The following is a 17,014-nucleotide window of genomic DNA, read 5'->3' on the forward strand; positions in this document are numbered from 1 at the left end:
GGTAAAGTAGGACTAAAATCAAGAAAGGAACTTATGATGTTTGTAATTAAAGAAGTCAAGTATGAAGATCAAAAAATAGCAGTTGTTTCTGAGATTTTAAAGGATTTGCCAGAATGGTTTGGAATACCAGAAAGCACGCAAGCCTACATCGAAGGAGCCAAGGACCTGCAAGTGTGGGCCGCCTTTCAGGAGAGTGATTTGCTTGGCTTTGTGAGCTTGTCCTATTCCAGTAAAGATTGTGCAGAGATTAATTGTCTCGGTGTAAAAAAAGCTCATCAAGGTAGAGGGATTGGGAGTCAATTGCTTGCTGCTTTAGAAAGTGAAGCACGCAAAAACGTTGATTATTTACAAGTGAAAACAGTAGCAGAAGGCTCTAATAAAGATTATGATCGAACAAATGTCTTTTATCGAAGTCTTGGCTTTAAAAAATTAGAGATTTTTCCACAACTTTGGGGGCCTCAAAATCCTTGTCAGATTTTGATTAAAAAGATGGGTTAAGAATCCCTTGACATCCTTTCTTATAGTGCTATACTATAAGTGGAATCGCCGATTTAGCTCAGTTGGTAGAGCACCGCATTCGTAACGCGAAGGTCACAGGTTCGATCCCTGCAATCGGCATTTTTAGTAATGTAAAGAAAGACAAAGAATATGCAAAGTGTTTATTTAAAGGCAATCATCACAAATTCATTTTTAAAAATAAATTAGTATTTTTTGTTTTTTTGACCAAATTTTGACCAAATTTTGACCAAAAATTATATTTTGGTCAATGATTATAGAATAAAATGGATCATGAAAATGTCTTTGATTTATAGTAGTATTAAAAAGGACTTCCTTTATTGGAATGTCCTTATTTTTATTATGGAAATGACAAATGAGGTTAAGGTTTAGTTCTATGAATTCAGAAAGCAAGTACAAAGCTTTAAACAGTTTTCAAAAAGATTTGGTGTGGATGTTTCGGGTTAAGGTATGTGATAACATGAATTAATCATTATAGAATAGATAGCGTTAAAAATGGGAAAAATCGTTACTATTCCCCTGAATTTGATATGTTGTAAAAGACTATTTCTGGTCTGTTAAATATATCATAAATCTACTTAGAACTGATATTCTTGTAGAGATCTAAGATTATTTTTCATATGTAACGCCTCTTTTCCATAATTGCAATATTTGTAGGTTATTGTTACTATTGAGATTTACTGACGACACGTTACTTAGGGTATTGCCTTAAGTGTATCTGTTTGATTGATGTTAGAGATGCCAGTTTTTTTGAGGTTATGAGAACTGCGTGCTTCGGCCAGTCCTGCTTTTGTCTGCGCCCTTTCCCTTGTCTTGCAATATATAAACTAGGAAAATGGAAGAATTAGGTATTAGCAATTTTACTGTTATTTTATTGTAGATTTGCCATAATATCCTTAGAATAGACAAGTTTCTCTTCTTATGGATTTTTATTGTCATTTTGTTATAATTATATTGCTTTAAATAAAATCCTCATAACCCTCTGCAGAGCTTTCAGGGCTATTTTTTCATATTCATAAGCTAGCTAGTATTACATATTTTGTATGAGTTCTGGTTATAGGTAAATAGAGAAGCAAAAGGATATATAAAAAAGCTCGTTTGAACGTAGAACATACTCAATCAGAACTTGCTGAGAAGTTAGGTGTAACACAAGCTCAGTAGGTTAGGTTAGAAAACGGAGGAAGAGATTGAAAGGACGAAACATTAGAAAAAATGACTGATATCTTTGGAGTTAGCTTTTACTATTTTAAATGTAGTGATGATATTGTTTGTAGATATACTTAGAAAAGTAGAATTAAATGATAAACAAAAGTTAGAAATGTATTATTTAATAAAGAAGTATTTAAAAATGTGAGGTATTTATATGAAATCTGGTGTTATAAATTTAGTATCTTTTATGGAAAGTCAAATAGATGAAGATATATTTCGATATTACAAGCAAATAAATCATATTGAAGAAGTTAATGATACTGAGATTGAGGCGATAAATAAAATTTTTGAAAAATTCAAAGAACTAGAACCTAGTTGTATGAATGGGGCATTTTCTGGATATTTCTTAGGTACTAAGTACACAGGAGTTGTATCTGAAGAATTTGATATGTTGAGATTTTCTAAGCGAAAGATCATCAATATTGAGTTAAAGAGTACACATATTTCCGAAGAGAGAATTCTTAGACAACTAAAAAGGCATTCTTACTTATTAAGTTCAATTTCTACAGATATGGAAGTATCACTTTACACATTTGTATCAGAAACAGAAATATTATATAAATTTAATGAGGAAACTGAGGAACTTTTACAAATTACTTTTGAGCAATTGTTTGGAGATATACCGTGTGATTACATTGAATATAATTACTTAGAAAGCTTAGTTGACACTTCATTCATTATTTCACCTTATTCGGAATCAGAGAGATTCTTCAATAACCAATATTTTTTAAATAATGAACAGGAACAAGCAAAGAAAAAGATAATCGAATCATCAAAAAGTTATGTTGGACTTAAAGGTGCTGCAGGTACTGGGAAATCGTTAATATTATTTGATGTTGCCAAAGAACTTTCTAATAGTGGGGAAAAAGTTCTATTTGTTTTTTGCTCAGCAATTTATGATTCAGATACTAAATTGAAAATTAAAGAACATTCTAATTTTCAATTTATTGATATCCGAGAATTCAACAATGTCTTGCTAAATGATTATGATATTGTTATTATTGATGAAAGTCAAAGATTAAGAAAGGAACAATGGAATAAATTAGTAGAGATCGCAAATTCTGGAGAAATAAATAAATTGGTCTTGTCTGTTGACAATGCGCAAACACTACGTCCAGAAGAAAGAAATTTAGATATTCAGGGTATTTTGAACGATGAACAATATAAAAATGTAGTTGAGTATGTTGACTGTCTTACAGACAGTGTAAGGACAGATATAGAACTTTCTACTTTTATTAGAAAATTTTTCAATACACAAGAAAAGGATTTACGTGTCTTAAATTTTCCAAAGGTTAATGCTGTTTACTTTGATAATGAATGTGTTGCAAGGGATTTTATTCAGTCTTGTATAGATAATGAGGGCTATATTTCTATAGAGATGCCTGAAAAAAGAGTGTGGTTTGGTAACGGGGAAACAAAATTACCAAAATTTTATGAAAACTCTTTAGATGGTTTTACGGTTATAGGAAGAGAGTATGATAAGGTTTTATTGCCTCTGACACTCAGAGTAACACATAATGCAGATGGTAAAATTGTCGTACCTGTTGAATGGGGCTACAACTATCTTGCTGAGAATGGATTGTTTCAAGCAATTACACGAGTAAAAAATCAATTACTACTAGTTATCATAAAAAATAAAGCGTTATTCAAGAAAATACAGGAAATATTAACTTGGAAAGCATTTCGAGACACACAACGAATTGCTAAAAGAATACGAGCAATTAGAGAAGTACATTCAGTTAATGTTGAAGAAATTTCAGGTGCAACAGGTATATCGTGTGAAAAATATATTGAAATAGAAAATTCAGGTAAAATCAATAATACAAAATGGTTAAATAAATTGGCCAAATTTTATCATGTATCACCACAATACTTTGAGGGAGAAGTATCAGAAATTGACTATAGTAAAATAGATTTAATTTATAAAAAGAGGTTAAATGGACTTAGTAGAGAACAGAAAAGTGAAATCGAACAAGATATAATTGATTTTATAAACCAGTAGGGCCAATAAGAGTAATTTGGCAGATTTTTCTTTTTTGCTAACAATTTGCTTACAAAAACTAAACTAATTGTGAATCTCACCAGTAAGTAAAAGGCTAGGCAAAAAGTCTTAAAAATCAGAAAAATGCATAGTATCAGGTATAAAAAAACTCGATAGTATGCGTTTTATTGTGGGAAGATTTACTTCATTTTTATCCAGGAATTGTTTTTTGACAAAACTTTTTTTGTTTTATTTAAGGATATTTTAAGGTTGTATTTTAGAAAAATAATTACAGAAGTGCTTAATACAGAATATAGTATAAATACTGGTTCAAAGTGAAGTTTTGTATGCTTTTGCTTTTGTTGAGTATAAAATCTATTAATTAAGGTTTAACTACAAAAATTAATTTTTGTAGTAAACTGTATACTTTGAGGATGTCTCTTACTCGCTTTCAGAATGAATCGTTGATATAGGATTAAAAGAACTAAGTATTTCTTTCTGTTTTGAATGGGATACGTGAGTATAGATTTGTGTAACTGATATAGAACTGTGTCCAAGAATTTGTTGAATGTATCGAATATCTACATCATTATCTAGAAGCATTGTTGCAAAGCTATGTCTAAACATATGTGGTGTAATAGTTTTAGATAAGCTATTTTGTTCAACGATTCTCTTTAAAATTAAACGTACACTTTGCTCTGACAATGGTTTAGGCGAATGTTTCCCTGGGAACAAGAAATCATTGGGTTCATTTCTTGTTTTATTTATATATGTTTCTAATAAATTGAATGTTTTTTGATCTCCTAAAAATAAGATACGTTCTTTCTTACCCTTTCCTATAATATGGAGTGTCTTATTGGAAAGATTAATGTCTTTGAGATGAATGTGGCAAAGTTCAGAAATTCTGATGCCTGTTGAAAGTAAAAGTGAAATAATTAGTAGATTTCTTTCAGCATGTTGTTTTTGATAGTCAGTTTTAGATACAATTACTTTCTGTTCTAAATATATAAAAATGCTTTTCAGAATGTCATACGGAATCGTTTTAGGCAATACTTTTTCAGTTCTAAATTGAAAACGCAATTGATTGAAGGGATTCTCTTCAATTATGTTCTGGTATTTTAGATAGTTATAAAACACCTTCATACAAGCAATTTTTCTTCTTAATGTATTCGTTTTTATGTTAGATCGTGTCAACTGTTCTATATAGGACTCGACATTATCATAGTCTGAGTTATAAAATTGCATAAGATCATTCTTATAAGCACGAATCGTGTGTGAACTCAAACGCTTATGAGTTTTGCAATAATCTAAGTAAGTAGAAATAAGTTTATAATCCATAAAAATCTCCTTTATCAATAATCATGCTATTATAAACCTATTTGAGTGCTTTGTATAGTGATAATAAATTGTTATCACTAGGAGAATACTATGGAAAAGACACCAAAAATTACGTTAAATAGTGAAGAAAAAGATTTTTTGTTCACTATTGATTCTAGGATTAAATCAATACTGCTTGAACTACCAGTACAATATCATGAGATACTTCAAGTGGTGAATGGGAGTCGTTTCAGACCATTGTTAACATATTATGGTTATAAGTTGTTTTCTGAGAATCTAAATGAAAAAGTTTACAAATCTGCAATAGCTATTGAGTTAATTCATAAATCCTCTATTATTATTGATGATATTATAGATCAAGACGATAAAAGACATAGCATATACACAGTACATAAGCAATATTCTATTGATGAAGCCTTAGTAATCACAGTTTTTTTATTAGGAAAGTGTATTGAATTATTATCTGAAATTGATGATTCTACGATTAGGATATTTAGCCAAATGATTATTAGAATGTGTCAGGGAACAATACAAGAATTAAATATTGATATTAATGTAAGCATTGATAAAATAAAAGAAATCTTAGATAACCAAACTTCACAAGTTATTCAAAATTGTTTAGTGATTGGCATGAAATCATATGATCCTGAATTAGACAATCAACATTTAGCAATTATTGGTTATAAATTAGGCTACTTATTTCAATTACTAAATGATTGCGAAGCATACTTTAATCCTGAGTTCACTGTAAAATACAAAGGGAATCATAATTTTGATATTAATAAAAGTAGGAAAAATTTATGTTACGTTTACCTTGAACAGTTTCTCTCTAATAAAGAAAAATTGAGACTTCAGAATAAAGATAAGGTGACTAATATAGAAATTCTATTGAATAAATATAGTGTGTTAAAACATATAAAAAATGAAGTTTCGTTAATTGAGTTTGATATTAAAAAACAATGTGAAGTTTTAGAAAAAAATCACTCTATGGAAAGATTAAATTATTTTATTGATTATTCAATTAAATTAGCGAAGGTGAGAGCGGGGATTTATTAAAATAAAAGAGCAGAGATTGGAATTCTCTGCTCTTTTAACAACACTAATTTTGTGATAAAAATGGTTGAAGTAACCTATATAGATTTATCAAAATGGGGATGTAACCTATCGGATTGAGTGTTTTTCCATTGAATAACTGTGGAAAGTTCGGGGAATCTTTATAGAGTTTAAATAGTTCAATATAATCTTTATTAAGTTGTTTATTACTGTAATCAGTAATATCATATTCCTTTAGTTGCATTATTTTTATTTTTTTTATTATCTCTTTAATATATTTCTTCCAAAGATAGTCAAAAATTAAATAACCAAAGCCAATCAGTATAAAAATTATTCCCCAAGTAATTATAAATACTAGGTTATTAGGTGTATCTATTATTAATGTATATCCGGTAAATTTAATAGCAGATAGTGGAGTGGTTAAATAGAATAGAGCAGTATAAGCAATACCTAAAATTCCAAAATAATTACTAAATGAACTCATACTATCGGTAAATTTAACTATCCAATCACATTCAGATGGATTATGCAGGGAAATTGGTACTAATGAAATAAACTCTAATTTTGAAATTTTCCTTAATGTGAGAATATAAAGTATATACTTTAAATACAGTTGTATTGCAATAAATACAGTTAGAATTAAAGTAATTGCACCATAGATTGTAATTAGCTCCTGCAAGATAAGAACCTTTAATAATACTAGAGAAATGAAATAAATTAAACCAATTACAAAACAAATAGATATATTATACCATTTGTTTAGATAACTATTATTTTTACTGAATACTGGAAATAGTGGAAGATTATTGACTTTAGTACCTGAAATAGATGTTTTAAGGATTATTTCTTTTTTCATTAAATTTTGATATGTGATAATCTGGGCTAACAATAGAGAATTCACCCCGAAAACATATATATAATTGTATTTTAATGATGAATCAAAAATTGATATTATAATTCCAATAAAAACCCAACAAGTAAAAATAATTGTCCAAAAACATTTTTGAGATAAAATTTTATCAATTATTTTTATTTCCATAGTATTCTCCTAGTGATAACAATTTATTATCACTAGTATACCATAAATTCATTTTTAGTAGTTTGATTTGTATAATGATTTTTTAGTCTTGAATTGTCACATTAAGTGCACATTTTCTCTTGTGAATTTAGATAAGGATATTTAATTTATAAAAGGAAATTTTATAGTATAGTTGTGATTTTTATATTTTCAGTTTAAGCAAAATAGTGGTGGTATGCTATATGTTTTTCTTTGTTAATGGTATAATGTAATATATAGAGAGAGTTATTTATCGAGGTTAGAATTTGGCAAATAATAGACAAATTGAGACATTAGGTGTTTCATATCTGACAACATTCATAAATAGACATAGTTTACTTCAGACTTATTTTGATAGTAATGATAAAACTCCAGTCTGGGATGGTGAGATTCATGTTCTTAAAACTTCTAGTGAGAAAAGAAGTGAAATATTTGGTAAAGTGCCTGTTCAAATTAAAGCTACAAGGCAACAGAAAAATAAATTGAAATCCTTCTCGTTGGACATAAGTGATTTAGAATTATATTCAAAAAATGGTGGTGTAGTTTTATTCGTAGTTTGGTTAAGCGAGGATGGTGATTTAAGAAATATCTACTATAAATCATTACCTCCTCTTTCTATAAAGAAGCTGATTAAAAAAAGTAATTTAAAAAATAAAACAACAAGCAATAAGAAACTTTCTGTACAGATTCATGAATTAGACGAACAAAAACTGTACCCTATGCTAGTCGATTTTATAACAAATAGTCGTAAGCAATATAGCTTCATAAATGTTGATGGTATTTCAGTTGAAGATATCTCTGATGATAGTAACCTTAAATTCTATTATTATGGTCAAGAAAAAGGAGAGATCTTTAACTATCAGGAAGAAAATGATCTCTTCATTTATTATAAAGATCCTTTAACTGGTATTGAAGTACCACTTGAAAATACAATAAAGGTTGTCGAAACTTACGAGGAAACAGATCTAATTATTACAATCGGGAATACTATTTTTCAAAATGTAAAAAGGCATAGATTCCCTGATGGGAGTGTACAACTCCATTTTGGTGAAGGTTTTAAAATGTCATTTGATGTTAAGAAGAAACAATTCACATTTAACTACACAAGACCTAATATGTTATCAAAAGCCATAAAGTGCACTCAGGCACTTCAAGAACTAGGAAAATTCGGATATTGCAAGCTCAATGGTAATACAATAGAACTAGATGAACAGTCAATATTGGATATTACTTCACGTGATTTAGAGACTGAGATAGAGGAATTGATACAGATTTCAAACTTCATGGAAAATATGGGGATACAAAAAGAGGTTGATCTAACTTACTTTGATAAACAATCTCTAAGAAATCTAAATATTCTCAATTTAGGGCTTATTCTAAAGAAGAAAGTTGCCTTAAATTATAATGAATCAAAATTACTTCACCTAAGAATTGCTAATATTCACATTATTACCTTATATGACTTTGAGACAGATAATATTGGAACTATGATAGACATTTTTACTGAAACTCCTTGGTGTAGGAGAGGTGAAGATTCGTCCTACATTTCAATATTTGAAGTTTTAGAACCAAATGACTGGCTAAAAATAGATAATTGTGATTTTGATTCGGTTATTGCCTCTTACCAAATATTAGTTGATAATCAATTGAAATATGAAGGTGCTAACAACACTATTTTAAAAATAGTTGTGGCTGCTGACAAGGCAGAAGATGTTTCTAGAAGTGAGTTATTGCTTAATTGGGCACAATTTCTTTCTGACTGGAACTTAAAATACTCCAAAAATTATGAGATGGCTATAATAAATGACCTTCAAATAAAATCTAGAGTTCGTAAATTAAACAGCAAAGAAATGGAGATTCTGAGCAACATTTTAGTAAATAGTAATGATAACTATGAACTTTGTTTTGGTTCATCAGTGTTATTAAAATCGAAACCACAAGCTGATTTGTTTTGGAACAAACTGGATAATGATACAAAAGAAAGCTATAAAGACTTTCCTATTTATACTTTATATATGAAATTATCGTAAAATTAAAAGAAGTTGGAAGAAAAAATATATGGAAATAAAGAAAGTAATGTATTACAATACAGTGCCACAATTTTTAAAACCTAAATTAAATTATTTTGCAAGAGATTTTCTAAATGATTATTCTGTTCAGATAGGAGACATAGAAGCAGGTTCTAATTTTGAAGTTGAAGTGGAGTATGAAGGTGATTTAGAAGTTTATTTTGTTAAGTTTATCTTTAGTAAAAAAGGTGGTGGAGTGTTTAGTGGTAATTCTGAAAATGAATTAGATATTTACTGCAATAACGAGCTCTCTGCAACTGTAATTTTGGAATAATAAAGAGATTAAAAATAAAAGTTAATATCAAAATAAAAAAGATATACATCACTAAGAAAAAAATTGTGATCAAAATTAATATAGATTACAGTAGATTCTGGAATGGTCTATTTTATATATATTGAAGAAGTTTGAAGTGTATTTTCTTGGTAGATACAATAGTATACAAGACCAATGAGAAGATACCGTAATTTTCTTAGTTAATATATTGAAAAAATTAGGATAGTATGCTACAATTTCATTAGGAGGATAAAATAATGAAGAAAACGTTTTATAAAAAATTGGGTATTTCAATTATTGCGAGTACTTTATTAGCTAGTCAGCTATCGACAGCATCTGCTTTGACTGTTATTTCTAGTACTGGTGAAGAATATGAGGTAAGTGAAACATTACAGGAAAGTCCAGAAACTAATAATTTTTCACTTCCTGAGATTTCGCCAACATATGGTTCATACTACCAAAAACAATCAGAAGTAATTATCGGTAATGATGATTTGGTTAAAATTGATAATACTCTACAATATCCGTATTCAACTTCAGCTATGGTTTTGTCTGAGTACAATGGTGTAGCCAATGGAATAAATATAAAAGGAAGAGGAAGCGCGAATTTTATTAAAGATAATGTTTTAATTACAGCAGCTCATAACTTCTACAGTCATAAATATGGAAAAGAAGCTGATGCTATTTATGTACTTCCGGCAGCTAGTCCAGATCAGGAACCATTTGGAAAGATCAAGGTTAAGGAAGTTCGTTATTTGAAAGAATTTAGAACTTTAAATTCTAGAGATGCGTCGAAATATGACTTGGCTCTATTAATTCTAGAAGAGCCTGTTGGCGCAAAATTGGGAACACTGGGGCTTCCAAATAGTCAGAAAAATTTGGCTGGAACACCAGTAACGATTACAGGCTATCCATCATATGATTTTAAAATTCATCAAATGTATACAGATAAAAAACAAGTTTTAAGTGATGATGGTACTTTTTTGGATTATCAAGTTGATACTTTGGAGGGATCAAGTGGATCTGCTGTTTATGATGCTAGTCACCGTGTAGTCGGAGTACATACTTTGGGTGATGAAGATAACCAAGTTAATAGCGCAGTAAAATTAAATGAACAAAATTTATCATTTATTTATTCAGTACTCAAAGGTTATTCTCTCGAAGGATGGAAGAAATTAAGTGGTAGTTGGTACTATTATAGACAACATGATAAACAAACAGGTTGGCAGAGAATTGATAATACTTGGTACTATCTAGATGCTTCTGGTAAGATGCGTACAGATTGGCAAAAAGTAAACGGAAAATGGTATTATATGGAGACCTCTGGTTCAATGGCAACAGGTTGGAAATATGTACGAGGCAGATGGTATTACTTAGATAATAAAAATGGTGATATGAAGACTGGTTGGTATAAAGATGGTTCAACATGGTACTATCTAGATCCTACTAATGGAGACATGAAAACAGGTTGGATAAAAGTAGGAGGAAACTGGTATTATCTTAACTCAAGTGGAGCTATGGTAACAGGTAGCCAAACTATCGATGGTAAAGTTTATAATTTTGCTTCATCTGGTGAGTGGATTTAATATTGGGGGACATATAAATGAAACTTTTGAAAAAAACTATGCAAGTTGGACTAACAGCAATTTTCTTTGGTTTGCTAGCTACAAATACAGTATTTGCGGATACCACAGGTGGCCAATTTGTTGATAAGGATAATAGAAAATATTATATAAAAGATGACCATAAAGCAATCTATTGGCATAAAATAGACGGTAAAGCTTACTATTTTGGTAATAAAGGAGAAATGGTAGTTGGATGGCAATACTTAGAAATTCCTGGGACAGGTTATCGTGATGATTTATTTAATAACCAACCAATTAATGAAATTGGCCTTCAACACAAGTGGTACTATTTTGGACAAGATGGAACTCTCCAAGAATATGTTGGCTGGAAAGCATTAGAGATTAAAACAAAAGACAGCGTTGGAAAAGAGTACGGGGAAAAACGTAAAGATTCAGAAGATAAGGAAGAGAAGCGTTATTACACGAACTATTACTTTAATCAGAATCATTCTTTAGAGACAGGTTGGCTTTATGATCAGTCTAATTGGTATTATCTAGCTAAAACTGAAATTAATGGAGAAAACTATATTGGTGGTGAAACACGTGCAGGTTGGATAAATGATGGTTCAGCTTGGTACTACCTAGATCCAACAACTGCTGCAATGCAAACAGGATGGCAATATCTAGGTAATAACTGGTACTATCTCCGTTCATCAGGTGCTATGGCAACTGGTTGGGTGAAAGATGGTTCAACTTGGTATTATCTAGATGCTCAAAATGGTGATATGAAGACAGGTTGGGCTTATGTTGGTAACAGTTGGTACTACCTTCGTTCATCAGGTGCAATGTCTACCGGTTGGGTGAAAGATGGTTCAACTTGGTACTACCTCAATGCAAGTAATGGAGATATGAAGACAGGCTGGTTCCAAGTCAATGGTAAATGGTACTATGCCTATGGTTCAGGTGCTTTAGCTGTTAATACCACAGTGGGTGGTTATTACGTAAACTATAACGGTGAATGGGTTAAGTAATGAAGGCTAATGGTAAACTGTAGTTGATACTTAACATAGTAAAAGAGAGAGTCAGATTGATTCTCTCTTTTGTAATTCAAAATAATTTTAAGGAAGTTTTTATATGTGTTTGAAAAATTGTATAATTTATGTGATGGATTAAATTCTTATAAATATTATAGAGCCAAAAAATAACACTATCATTAGATAATGTTATTTTTTTTATTATCATTATAAAATTGTCTAGCTATTTCTTTAACATAGTTTTCATATTTTGCTGGAATTTCTGCGTTCGAAATATAGTTTTGATAATTAAAACTCTCATCAATTGGGTATTCACTATTTACTAAACTCATAAAATCAAGGATTCTTCTTTTTTCAGTATCAGACTCAATATGATTTTTAAAAGTCTCGATCTGAGATAAAGAGTTATTACAATCATCATTAATGAGATGGTGTTTTTCGTGAAGAAGTATATTTATTTTTTCAATATCTGTTGTATCGGAACTAAGGAAAATAAAGTGTTTGTTATTTGCAAGTACATATCTCCCCTTACAGGATAAGTTGTCAAGAATGACAACTTGGCAGTTTAATTGCTCAATTTCTTTTATAACTTTATTTAGATTCATACTTATTTTTTATTTGCGAAGTAATCTTTCAGATAATTTTTGATGATTTCTCGGTCGTCATCTGTGATAGGCGTACCATCGAAAGCGACTGAATTATCAATAGCAGTATCTAAATCAATATCCGAATCAGGTTCAGGAAAATCAGTTTTCCCTAAAAGGTAGTCAGTTGAAACGTTGAAAAAATCTGCAAGTTTCTGAAGATTTTCTGATGATGGTTTTCTTAGCCCTTTCTCCCACTGGGCATAACTTTGAGGTGAAGTTTGGAAGTGGTTTGCGACCTCTTTTTGAGTGAGTTTATTGTTCAGTCGAATTGCTTTTAATCTATCTTTAAATTCCATAATAAGTACCGTAATAAGAAATAATAAAATTATTTTACAAAAGTATTGACAAAGTAATCATTTGATTATATAATAGTCAACGTAATCAAATGATTACTTTATTGTGATGATTGAACTTTGAAAATTTAATAAAAAACGTGTCAGGCAATGATTTACACTGACCAAACACGATTAATAAATGTAGCAATTTAATTATAAGTGATTTCTGGTTAAAAGTCAAGACTGTTAGTAGCTCTAGGTTTTATATCTACTAGTCATTTCATATGATCACGTTGGGTTTTTAGTCCTTTCGCCTTAGTAGATAAGTAAAGGGAACTGACGGCTGAAAACAGTCAATGATACTTCGTAGAAGGTAGCTAGGGAGAGATAGTGAAGTCTATATGTCGTATGGTCGGTATGTGGGAGTTGAGTAATTAACTTTTGCTAATGCCTTTAGGTAAGAAAGAGGGGGTATTGAGTAATTCTTAAATTCGTGACTTTGGCGAAGGTAGTAGGCTTAGAAGCTGAAAATATGTGAAGATATGAGCATATAAATAACTAGGAATCTTTAAAGACTTTGGATAAAAGTCTTTAAAGATTAGAAAATTAACAATAAGTGTTATTGTTAGTTTTCACAAGAGAATATACTTGTATTCTTTTATGTGAATTAACAATAGGAAATGAGGTGATAAAGAGTTATTCAAAATTTGTGTGCAAGATAATATAGTTTTGAAGAATCAATGAATAGATATTTCAAAAGATAGAATACAAAAATGAATTATTATTTTTAAAGTCAGTTGGGGAACTGGCTTTTTTATTTGTAGAAAAGGAGAAAAAATGATTGTAGTAACTAAGCGATCTCGTTCCCCTTCTTGAAAGTGACGAGATTAAAAAATAAAAATATCAATAAAAGGAGAATTAATAATAAATGTTGAAAATTCAAGAATTTAAGGCTTACGGTTCTATTCGTAAGATGAAATCTGGTGGTGCTTGTGGAGTTATCCTTGCACTTGCAATGTTGGGAATGGCTTTCTCTTCAACTGTAACTGCTGATGAGGTAAATGTGAATACCCCTGTAGCTGTAGAAAAGAAAGCAGAATTTGAAGTTGTAATTTCTCATGAATCGCTTGATAAAGCTATGACTGAAGCTAAAGAAGCTGGGGTAAATGTTGAAATTGATGATGTTCAGGATGAAGGAGTTGCAACAAGCGAAACAGTCGTAAGTAAGCAGAAAGAAATTGAAGCTGACTATGCAAAACATGAATCAGAAGTCAAACAGAAAACGGATGAATATAAGAAAGCTAAAACAAATAACGAAGCTGAACGTCGAGCAGTTTTAGCTGAAAACGAGAGTATCGAACGTGATAATGCAAAGAAAAAAGATGACTACAAAGAAAGCCTGAAAGCTCAAGAAGATTATAATAAGAAGGTTGACAAGGAAAATACGGAACTAAAAGAGCAGTATGACAAGAAGCTAGAAAACTACAATAAGGAACTGGCTGCTTACAACAAGCAAAAAGAAGAACTTGCTAAGAAAGGATTGAAGGCTGAAAATACTCATATTAAAGTTTATGGCAATTATGATGAAAGCAAACGTGGCAGTGTGGGTTATTACAGAAGCCTAACTGTTTCATTTGAAGGAGTAGAAGGTTTAACTGCTGTTAAAGATTATATTGGACTACATTCAGACACAACTATTAGTGGAAGTCGTACAGACTTGCTCTCAAAAAATGATGATGTTTTTGCTGAAATTGTGAATCCAAAAACAGGTGATTCATTCACGCTCCATAATGTTGCTGAAAGTAAAGAAGGTCAGAAAATATCTGCTCGATTTACTTTCAATAGTGCGGAAGCTGAGTGGGTTAAGGATGGCAAGCCATTAAGTGCTACAAAGATCTTTATTAGAAAAGACAATGGTAGTGGTTCAATCAACTTCTTGTTTGGGAATCTAGTTCAATTTGACACAAAAATTGACTTTTTTGATGAAAAGACGGGAAAAGAAGTTGGGATGGCTATCGCTGCTACTTTTAATGATATTGATTATGGACAAGAATTACGCTTTACCTATCAAGATGGTTCAGAAGGAATTGGTTTAAATCCAAATGGTTCAGAAGTTAAGAAAGTAAACCGTGATAATAAGGAATATTATAAAGGCGAATATAAAACCCCATGGACTCATGATGTCCCTGAATTGGGAGTAAAAGCAGGTGATCTTGGATATGCTAACGTAGGGGATGAATCAGATATTCCTCTAGGTTCGCTTCTTTCTGTTGGATATGGTTCTAAGTTGAATTTTGCTTATCACAATGGAGTAGGTGTTCATGGTGAAGAAGAAATTGAATCCAAACGAGCCGAAGTTAAAAGACAGCTTGGTTCGGCAGGAAGTAATCTGACAGATGAAGATATTTTCTATCAAGATGGGTGGGCTGTTGGTATCTTTGGTAAGGCAAGTTCAACAGTGCCTGTGACTATCCTTTCTAAGCCACCAGTTGAACCTGAGTGGAAGAAAAAGGATACTAAAGAAATAAAGCTTGTTTTGAGAAAACCAAAAGATTTACCAAATAAACCTGATGCCCCAACTGTAAAAATTAAATATAGACGTTTACGTGTAACTCCTTCCACTCCAAAACCTGTAAAGGCTATTACTGATAACTTTGGAAACAATATTGATGGAGCAAATACATTTGATAAAAATGTGAAATTCAGTTTGACAACGGATTACAAACCATATTCAACATTTACTGCTGATTCTAAAACTCATGGTAAAACATGGGCTATGGCAGATGATGTTCAAGATGGTGCTTACATGGTAGATGATAACAAAATCACCATGAAGGATTCTACTGGTAAAGATGTTAAGGATCTTTTTAATATGTATCATGTTCTTTCCGAAAAAGAACGTACACAGGAAATTCAAAACATTTTGAAAGAGGCAGGCTTGAATCCAAAAGGTGAGTTCTATATGTTTGTAGCGAAAGACTCGGCTTCATTCTATAAGAATTATGTAAGACAGGCTAAGAATATCACGATTGATCTTCCTGCTCATTTGTTGGTAGAAAAAGGTCAAATTGTGAAGAACGATTTCCACCAAATTGACTTTGGTAATGGCTTTGTTTCTAACTTGGTGACAGTTCAAACCCCTGACTTAAAACCTGAAAAACATGCTTTGGATCACAAAGATAATTCTAAAGTTCGTGACGGTCAAGAAATTCAAATTGGGGAATATTTACGCTATCTTTTGGACGGTGTAACTGTTCCAGCAAAACATGATACTCTTTATCAGTATGATGGCATTGATAAGTTAGATGTTAGTCATGATCGTTATACTGGCAATTGGTCAGGAATCATTCGTGGTTCAGAATACCTTGCTGAAAAAGACTTAGTTCTTTCTTATGATGTCGTCTTGGCTGACGGTAAAGTGGTTAAGGCAGGAGATCAGATTGTGAAAGGTTCTGCTTATGCTTTTAAATTTGAATTTGATCAAAGTACAAACTCTGACTTTATCAAGAAGATTGTTAAAGTAACATGGAATGAAAAAGACGGTAAGTGGGCTTACACTATTGATAAAGAGTTCCTAAACTCTCTAGGAGTACAAGGTACGTTTGATGCTGATTTCTATATCGAAGTTGAGCGTATCGCAAGTGGGAAAGTTGAAAATACATTTGTCAATATTGTCAATGGTCAAGAGATGGAAGCTAAAGTAGTGACTCATACTCCTGAAGTTCCTAATTCTCCTAATTCTCCTGAATTACCTAAATTACCTAATCCAGTTAAACCGACTGAGCCATCTAAAACAGTTGAACCTTCCAAGGCAGTTGAATCTGTTAAACAAGAACAATCTGTAGAATTTAAAGAGTTGCCAAATACAGGTACTGATGCAAGTTCTCTTGGATTGATAGGTACTGCTATTTTATCTGTTCTTGGTCTAGCTGGTCTTAAACGTAAAAAAGATTAGTGAAGATTGTGTTGTTGGGCGATAATAGAACAGGATTATCG

At 31.1% G+C, this 17,014-nt stretch carries 12 protein-coding genes and 1 tRNA gene; 9 read left to right on the forward strand and 4 right to left on the reverse strand.

Annotation, left to right across the window (positions count from 1 at the left end):
* Nucleotides 1-36: 36 nt before the first annotated feature.
* The 3 genes from HMPREF2728_RS04415 (at nt 37) to HMPREF2728_RS04425 (ending at nt 3,727) form a co-directional block, all read left to right on the forward strand.
* Nucleotides 37-498, forward strand: coding sequence for a GNAT family N-acetyltransferase (locus HMPREF2728_RS04415; protein ID WP_075227162.1), 462 nt, complete (start codon nt 37-39; stop codon nt 496-498).
* Between the two features lie 47 nt (nt 499-545).
* A tRNA-Thr gene (locus HMPREF2728_RS04420) sits at nt 546-618 on the forward strand.
* 1,261 nt (nt 619-1,879) lie between these two features.
* The gene (locus HMPREF2728_RS04425; RefSeq protein WP_075227163.1) at nt 1,880-3,727 is read left to right on the forward strand and encodes a DNA/RNA helicase domain-containing protein; all 1,848 of its coding nucleotides are present in this window, start codon (nt 1,880-1,882) and stop codon (nt 3,725-3,727) included.
* A gap of 420 nt (nt 3,728-4,147) precedes the next feature.
* On the opposite strand, the gene HMPREF2728_RS04430 is transcribed toward HMPREF2728_RS04425, so the two are convergent.
* Nucleotides 4,148-5,044 carry a tyrosine-type recombinase/integrase gene (locus HMPREF2728_RS04430; RefSeq protein ID WP_075227164.1) on the reverse strand — a complete coding sequence of 299 codons (897 nt, stop codon included), beginning with the start codon at nt 5,042-5,044 and terminating at the stop codon, nt 4,148-4,150.
* A gap of 90 nt (nt 5,045-5,134) precedes the next feature.
* Here HMPREF2728_RS04430 and HMPREF2728_RS04435 point away from each other — a divergent pair, with 90 nt between their 5' ends.
* Nucleotides 5,135-6,100 carry a polyprenyl synthetase family protein gene (locus HMPREF2728_RS04435; protein ID WP_004253947.1) on the forward strand — a complete coding sequence of 322 codons (966 nt, stop codon included), beginning with the start codon at nt 5,135-5,137 and terminating at the stop codon, nt 6,098-6,100.
* A 43-nt stretch (nt 6,101-6,143) separates the two neighbouring features.
* Here the strand turns inward: HMPREF2728_RS04435 and HMPREF2728_RS04440 are convergent, their stop codons facing one another.
* Nucleotides 6,144-7,136 (reverse strand): hypothetical protein, encoded by a 993-nt coding sequence (locus HMPREF2728_RS04440; protein WP_075227165.1) that lies wholly within the window; start codon nt 7,134-7,136, stop codon nt 6,144-6,146.
* A gap of 284 nt (nt 7,137-7,420) precedes the next feature.
* Between HMPREF2728_RS04440 and HMPREF2728_RS04445 the strand changes: the two genes are divergently transcribed.
* The 4 genes from HMPREF2728_RS04445 to cbpJ all read left to right on the forward strand — a co-directional run bounded on the left by HMPREF2728_RS04445 (nt 7,421) and on the right by cbpJ (nt 12,093).
* Nucleotides 7,421-9,184, forward strand: coding sequence for a DUF4365 domain-containing protein (locus HMPREF2728_RS04445; RefSeq protein ID WP_075227166.1), 1,764 nt, complete (start codon nt 7,421-7,423; stop codon nt 9,182-9,184).
* Nucleotides 9,185-9,212: 28 nt separating this feature from the next.
* The gene (locus HMPREF2728_RS04450) at nt 9,213-9,497 is read left to right on the forward strand and encodes a hypothetical protein (RefSeq protein ID WP_075227167.1); all 285 of its coding nucleotides are present in this window, start codon (nt 9,213-9,215) and stop codon (nt 9,495-9,497) included.
* 578 nt (nt 9,498-10,075) lie between these two features.
* Complete coding sequence (locus HMPREF2728_RS04455) at nt 10,076-11,083, forward strand: trypsin-like peptidase domain-containing protein (RefSeq protein ID WP_261674114.1); 1,008 nt, start codon at nt 10,076-10,078, stop codon at nt 11,081-11,083.
* A 17-nt stretch (nt 11,084-11,100) separates the two neighbouring features.
* Nucleotides 11,101-12,093: a choline-binding protein CbpJ gene (gene cbpJ / locus HMPREF2728_RS04460; RefSeq protein ID WP_075227169.1), complete on the forward strand. Its 993-nt coding sequence runs from the start codon at nt 11,101-11,103 to the stop codon at nt 12,091-12,093.
* A gap of 182 nt (nt 12,094-12,275) precedes the next feature.
* On the opposite strand, the gene HMPREF2728_RS04465 is transcribed toward cbpJ, so the two are convergent.
* Nucleotides 12,276-12,701: an ImmA/IrrE family metallo-endopeptidase gene (locus tag HMPREF2728_RS04465; protein WP_049504169.1), complete on the reverse strand. Its 426-nt coding sequence runs from the start codon at nt 12,699-12,701 to the stop codon at nt 12,276-12,278.
* Nucleotides 12,702-12,703: 2 nt separating this feature from the next.
* Nucleotides 12,704-13,039 carry a helix-turn-helix domain-containing protein gene (locus HMPREF2728_RS04470; RefSeq protein WP_075227170.1) on the reverse strand — a complete coding sequence of 112 codons (336 nt, stop codon included), beginning with the start codon at nt 13,037-13,039 and terminating at the stop codon, nt 12,704-12,706.
* 907 nt (nt 13,040-13,946) lie between these two features.
* Between HMPREF2728_RS04470 and HMPREF2728_RS04475 the strand changes: the two genes are divergently transcribed.
* Complete coding sequence (locus HMPREF2728_RS04475; protein ID WP_075227171.1) at nt 13,947-16,973, forward strand: SspB-related isopeptide-forming adhesin; 3,027 nt, start codon at nt 13,947-13,949, stop codon at nt 16,971-16,973.
* The last annotated feature ends 41 nt before the right edge of the window (nt 16,974-17,014 follow it).

This window comes from Streptococcus sp. HMSC061D10, assembly GCF_001808865.1.
Classification (GTDB): Bacteria; Bacillota; Bacilli; order Lactobacillales; family Streptococcaceae; genus Streptococcus.